Genomic DNA, 6,485 nt, shown 5'->3' with positions numbered 1-6,485 from the left:
CAAGATCCCCAACCTGGAGCTGCCGTGGAGCAGCGTCCATACCCTCATTACCGATGATCGCCTGCCACAAGAGGCCCGCGATCAGATTCAGGCCCGCGGTATCACCGTGATTTGCGCGGCTGTCAGTCAGGAGAAATAAGCATGTGTGGAATTGTCGGCGCAGTTGCTGAACGTAATATCACCGCCATCCTGCTCGAAGGCCTCAAGCGCCTTGAATACCGCGGCTATGACAGCGCCGGTGTAGCGGTTTTCACCAACGACGCAAAGCTCGAGCGCATGCGTCGTCCGGGCAAGGTCAGCGAACTGGAAACCGCGCTGGCCGAACAGCCGCTGGCCGGCCGTCTCGGTATCGCCCACACCCGTTGGGCCACCCACGGTGCCCCTTGCGAACGTAACGCGCACCCGCATTTTTCCGGCGATATCGCCGTGGTGCACAACGGCATTATCGAGAATCACGAAGCCCTGCGTGAGCAACTCAAGGCGCTGGGTTACGTGTTCACTTCGGACACCGATACCGAAGTCATCGCGCACTTGCTGAGCCACAAACTCAAGGATCAACCTGACTTGACCGTTGCGCTGAAAGCCACCGTCAAAGAGCTGCACGGCGCTTACGGTCTGGCCGTGATCAACGCACAGCAGCCGGATCGACTGGTTGCCGCACGCAGTGGCAGTCCGTTGGTGATCGGTCTGGGCCTGGGTGAGAACTTCCTCGCGTCCGACCAGTTGGCCCTGCGCCAGGTCACTGACCGCTTCATGTACCTGGAAGAAGGCGATATCGCCGAAATTCGCCGCGATACCGTGCAGATCTGGGACGTCAACGGCAACGCCGTCGAGCGCCAGACCGTGCAGTACAGCGATGGCGCCGAAGCCGCCGACAAGGGCGAATTCCGTCATTACATGCTCAAGGAAATCCACGAGCAACCGTCCGTGGTTCAGCGCACCCTCGAAGGTCGCCTGAGCAACAATCAAGTGCTGGTGCAGGCCTTCGGTCCACAGGCTGCCGAATTGTTCGCCAAAGTGCGCAATGTGCAGATCGTCGCCTGCGGTACCAGTTACCACGCCGGCATGGTTGCGCGTTACTGGCTCGAAGAGTTGGCGGGTATCCCGTGCCAGGTCGAAGTCGCCAGCGAATTCCGCTACCGCAAGGTGGTGGTGCAGCCGGACACCCTGTTCGTCACCATCTCGCAGTCCGGCGAAACTGCCGACACCCTGGCCGCGCTGCGCAACGCCAAAGAGCTGGGCTTCCTCGCCAGCCTGGCAATCTGCAATGTGGGCATCAGTTCGCTGGTGCGTGAGTCCGACCTGACTTTGCTGACCCAGGCCGGTCGCGAAATCGGTGTGGCTTCGACCAAGGCGTTCACCACGCAACTGGTCGGCCTGTTGCTGCTGACCCTTTCGCTGGGTCAGGTACGCGGCACGCTGGGTAAAGACGTCGAGGCCACGCTGGTGGAAGAGTTGCGTCGCCTGCCGACCCGTCTGGGCGAAGCGCTGGCCATGGACAGCACGGTGGAAAAAATCGCCGAACTGTTTGCCGAGAAGAACCACACCCTGTTCCTCGGTCGTGGCGCGCAATTCCCGGTGGCAATGGAAGGCGCCCTGAAGCTCAAGGAAATCTCTTACATCCACGCCGAAGCCTACCCGGCCGGTGAGCTGAAGCACGGCCCGTTGGCGCTTGTGGATAACGACATGCCGGTGGTCACCGTGGCGCCGAATAACGAACTGCTGGAGAAGCTCAAGTCCAACCTGCAGGAAGTCCGCGCCCGTGGTGGTGAACTGATCGTGTTCGCCGACGAGAAAGCCGGGATGACCAATGGCGAAGGCACCCACGTGGTGCAGATGCCGCACATCCACGACATCCTTTCGCCGATCTTGTACACCGTCCCGCTGCAACTGCTGTCGTACTACGTCGCCGTGCTCAAGGGCACCGACGTCGATCAGCCGCGCAACCTGGCGAAGTCGGTGACGGTGGAATAAGTTATCCACAGCTGACATTGACCCTGGCTTTGAACAATAAAGATTGACACAAAACAATAAAGTTTGACACTCATGAACATAGATTGACACAAGGCTCAAACCCCCGTATCTACGGGGGTTTTTCCTTTCCAGGCTTTCCCTTTGGTCTGGATTCATCGCTTCAACTCTCTGCGGGTGTAGTCTAGAAAATGCTTTGAATATGGCCGCTACGGCGGTCGTGTTCTTCTACGACTTTTCTCGGCGTGAGGTGAAGCGGTCCGCATCGACTGAGGAGGCGTGGGTTGCGAGGTCGTAAGTTTGCATCACAGCAGGACATTGAACGGCACATTGCAAATGGATTTGGCGAAGGCGCCGGGGCAAGCTACGTGCCTTGGCTGCGGGTACAAGATGTCCCGTCGATAGGTCGTTCGCACAAAATCCAAGGTGTGAAGATCGAGAGGATTCATCACCTACTGTCAGATCTCGAGCGTTCGTACTTCCTTGTGTGTGAATTTTCTGAAGACGTCGTGGATATCCGTGAGCAATATCCGTTACTACCCACAGAGCGCGCGCAAGCGATAGCGTCGGCAATAGATGTACGTTATCCCAGATACCCTAGAACGACACTGCCCTATGTAATGACAACAGATTTCCTGCTAACCGTTAAGGACTTGAGCGGAAACTTTAAGTCGGTAGCTAGAACGGTGAAGTATCGATCCGACCTAGTTGGCAAAGGAAGTAACCGCACGCTTGAAAAACTTGAGATTGAAAAGCGCTTTTGGCAAAGCCAAGGTGTTGATTGGAAAATCGTCACAGATGAATTTTTTACACGAGATTTGATAAAAAATCTTGGACTAATCAGAAAATACTCGAAGCTCCCTCGCGATTTAATGAAAGTCCCTTTGCATTCGAGTTTTATCGAGTGCCTAGCAAACAGCCGGGAATATTCGTGGACTTTGGCCACCTGTCTAAGAAAAATAGCGTCCCTTCTGTCCATCTCTTATCTAGACGCTCAGGCAATTTTCTTCCATCTGGTTTGGAACAAGGTACTGAAAATAGATTTGATTAACACTCCTCTCCACCTTACTAGTCTAGTTCCTGAATTCGAAGTTTTCCAGATCCCTGTCCAAGGATCGTTGAAGGAGAAAATGTCATGACTGTCCTCGTTAATGAGGTTTTTGAGCCTGTTACCGATCTGTCGGTCATCGCTACGATAGCTAGGCTCATTTACCAAGATGAAACGCATGACTTGGCTGTGGTGATAGATCTAGCAGACCCACCCCGGCAGCCCTACGCCATTGGTCTCGAAGAGTTGCGTCGTTCGTTAGCGTCTGGTCACACGAAACCAGCAGCCATTACCACACCCGAGTTTATGCTTGTGCTTGAGGACCAGCTGGATGAGAGAGCCAAGCAAGGCCGGGACGAAAAGTGGGCGGTCATAGCCCCGCTGCTAGATCCTGAATATCCAGGACAAATATTTGTACGGGGAGAGTTAGGCCGGCTTGTTACCAAACGGGCGTCAGAGCTCGGAATTCAGCGAAAAACGATCTATCGGCTTCTTTACCGATATTGGTTTTATGGTCAAGTTCGAAACTCATTACTTAATAATTACTCGGCGGTAGGAGTTGCCGATAGAAAATATGATCCGAGTAGGCCTCCAGGGCGAAAACCTACGTTTCAAGGCGTTCTCACTGCGCCTTCCAAGATGCTCAGTGCGGTTGATAAACGATGCATACGAGTTGGATATGCCCTTTATGTAAAAGATAAGAAATCTTCTATTTCGAGCGCATATGACGAAATGTTGAGAAGATTCTACTCGGTTCGAGACATCTCTAAAAACAGTGAAGAAGAGCTTCGTTTGCTACCTAGCTTAGAGCTGCCCAGCCTGAGGCAATTCAGATATTGGGGACAGATTTTTTTCGACGAAATTGAAACCGAGCGTGGCCGTAAAGGGTTGAGGAAGTGGTTAAAGGACTGCCGTCCGCTTTCAGGTACCGTTCGCGATTGGCTGCGTGGACCGTGTCATCAGTTTGAAATCGACGCAACTATTGCCGATATTTATTTGGTCAATAGCTACTCTAGACGGATGCTTATTGGCCGGCCCGTAGTTTATATCGTTGTGGATAGTTTCTCCGGAATGATTGTTGGCCTCTATGTAGGATTGGAAGGTCCCAGTTGGAACGGGGCGAGGCAAGCGCTGTTCAACGCGTTTACCCCCAAAGTCGAGTTCTGCGCTCAGAACGGCGTTGAAATCAATTCAGATGATTGGAATTGTCACCACCTGCCCCACCAGATTTACGCCGACAGGGGAGAGATGTTGTCACTGGCAGCAGAGGGGCTATCGTCAGGCTTGGGAATTGAGATGGGCACGGCTCCGCCTTATCGGCCTGATTGGAAGCCTATGGTAGAAAGTCGGTTTGGCATTTTGAATGATTTGACGGGTATCAGATGGCTACCTGGCGGGGTAGCTGCGCGAGACAAAGAGCGAGGCGAGCGAGATTACCGGCTCGATGCCACGCTAAACCTCAAAGAGTTCACCCAGATCCTCATCAATTGCGTGCTCCACTATAACCGGCACCATCGACAGCCTGACCGACTGACTCAGGCGATGATGAATGACGGTGTTGAACCTACGCCCAACGGGATATGGAATTGGGCCTGCGAAAACGACCTGATCGAATCCAACAAACGTCCCGACGAGCTGGTTTACCTCCATCTCTTGCCGCGCGAGCGCGCGACCGTTCAAAAGGGCGGCGTGATGTTTCGCGGCATGCACTACGTTTGTGATATGGCCATAGAGAAAGATTGGTTTGCCAAGGCTCGCAAAGGGGGCGTTTGGTCAATAGAGTGTTGGTTCGATCCGAACTCTGCGGCGCACATCTGGATCCAGGGAGAGGCCAAGCAGTTTATCCGCTGTGATCTTCGACGATCGGATGCCGGTTACGCGAATTACCGCTCGGACGAGATTTTTGATCTGCTCGAAGCCTATCGCCAAAAACCGCCTACTCACCGGCGAGCCGAGCTGGAAAGCCGTGTGCAGCTTAGCGATCAGGTCCACCAGATCATCAGCCATGCGCTCGCAGAACGAAAATTGGAACCTGCTCCGCCCACCAAGGCGGAGGCCACTGGAAACATCCGCGAGAACCGCGCAGAAGAACGTCTCCGTGAGCGTGAAAATGCGGCTGTTCCTGAAGGCGTCAGGGCGGAGCCAGCTTCACTTCAATCTGAATCGACACCGAAAGCGCATGACTCATATGCCGGCGAGCGCACTGCGCAAGTTATCGATTTGCTCAAAAGAATTCGGCCAGGACAGGCAAAATGAAAGGTGCGCAGACGTTTGCCAATTACGTCAAACAGGACATAAGTGAGTATGCGGGCAATCCGCTTATCGAAGCTTTGCCTCCTATATTGTCGGAGGCGGCGGCTATTGAGCTGATCTCGAATTTTCCTCAGCCGGTGGATCCGAAAGAGCTGACCCTCGAAGGATCCACTCGAATTCACTGTATCGACCGATTAAGAACCGTGGTACAGCCGTTTTTGTTACACCTGGAACTGGAGGCCCTGTTTTCACTGCTCATCCGTCGAGGGTATGTTGGGCGTAACCCGATGTCGCCCGCTACCGTCCGGCATTTGCATTCTTTATCGGGGGCTCAGCGTTACCACGATGCGTTCAAGTCCACTGCTGAAACGTTTACCGTCGTCGGCCTGAGCGGTATTGGCAAGTCGACGGCACTCCACGCCATTTTGAGCCTTTATCCACAGACAATCCGTCATGAGCGCTATGAGGGAAAGCAGTTTGTTCATACCCAAATCACTTGGCTGAAGCTTGACTGCCCTCGGGATGGATCGCTGGCTGGATTTTGCCAGCAGTTTTTTTATGCGGTTGGTGACGCTCTAGGAGACAAGGACTATCACAAGCGCTACAGGCATCGAAATATCAATGATGCGCTGCAACAGATGGAGCAGGTGGCCAGCACGTTTTTCATCGGCGCCTTGTTAATCGACGAGCTGCAAAACCTCCACCTGGCGAAAACCGGTGGTAAGGAGAGCATGCTGAATTTCTTTCTGCACTTGGTTAACAACATTGGTATCCCGGTCGTTTTCAGTGGCACGAACTCTACGATTAGCCTGTTCTCAGAAGCCATGCGGACTGCCCGCCGAGTCTGTGGTGCCGGTACGCTGGAATTCAAACGATTCGAAAAAGAGGATGAGGAGTGGCGGTTGTTAGTCGAAAATCTCTGGAGCTATCAGTGGTGCAAGCAGACTGCTGAGCTGACTGACGAGATTTTCGACACGCTGTATGAGCACACTCAAGGCGTCACAGATTTCCTGGTCAAGCTGCTGGTATTGAGTCAGCGTTATGCGGTCCAGAGTGGCTCGGAGTGTTTGACTGCCGAGGTCCTGGTGAAGGTAAGCAACTCAAAAATGCAGATTCTAAAGCCAGCCCTTTCAGCTCTGCGTAGCCGAGATCCGAAGCGGATGCGGCAGTTCGACGATTTGCTGCCGATTGAGGATCAACTGAGCGAAATGAT

At 53.7% G+C, this 6,485-nt stretch carries 4 protein-coding genes and 1 pseudogene; all 5 read left to right on the top strand.

From position 1 onward, the window contains the following. Nucleotides 1-139 (top strand): annotated as a pseudogene (locus HT737_RS15565) (XRE family transcriptional regulator); the annotation flags it as partial. A 2-nt stretch (nt 140-141) separates the two neighbouring features. Next, entirely contained in the window at nt 142-1,974 is a 1,833-nt protein-coding gene (gene glmS, locus HT737_RS15560; protein WP_182403173.1) for a glutamine--fructose-6-phosphate transaminase (isomerizing), read from the top strand. 281 nt (nt 1,975-2,255) lie between these two features. Continuing rightward, complete coding sequence (locus tag HT737_RS15555; protein WP_042556885.1) at nt 2,256-3,110, top strand: TnsA endonuclease N-terminal domain-containing protein; 855 nt, start codon at nt 2,256-2,258, stop codon at nt 3,108-3,110. Further along, entirely contained in the window at nt 3,107-5,275 is a 2,169-nt protein-coding gene (locus HT737_RS15550) for a Mu transposase C-terminal domain-containing protein (protein ID WP_042556884.1), read from the top strand. Before HT737_RS15555 ends, HT737_RS15550 begins: the two co-directional genes overlap by 4 nt. After that, nucleotides 5,272-6,485, top strand: a 1,214-nt coding sequence (locus HT737_RS15545) for an ATP-binding protein (protein WP_182403171.1), incomplete at its 3' end; no start/stop codon positions are given. The genes HT737_RS15550 and HT737_RS15545, both read left to right, overlap by 4 nt.

Origin of the sequence: Pseudomonas sp. MD195_PC81_125 (assembly GCF_014060985.1) — a bacterium.
In the GTDB taxonomy this organism is placed as follows: domain Bacteria; phylum Pseudomonadota; class Gammaproteobacteria; order Pseudomonadales; family Pseudomonadaceae; genus Aquipseudomonas; species Aquipseudomonas parakoreensis.
This window is presented reverse-complemented; position numbering and strand designations above follow the sequence as displayed.

Bases quoted from the DNA above. Each gene is read 5' to 3' on its own strand.
- glmS (WP_182403173.1), top strand. From the start codon at position 142: ATGTGTGGAATTGTCGGCGCAGTTGCTGAACGTAATATCACCGCCATC.
- HT737_RS15550 (WP_042556884.1), top strand. From the start codon at position 3,107: ATGACTGTCCTCGTTAATGAGGTTTTTGAGCCTGTTACCGATCTGTCG.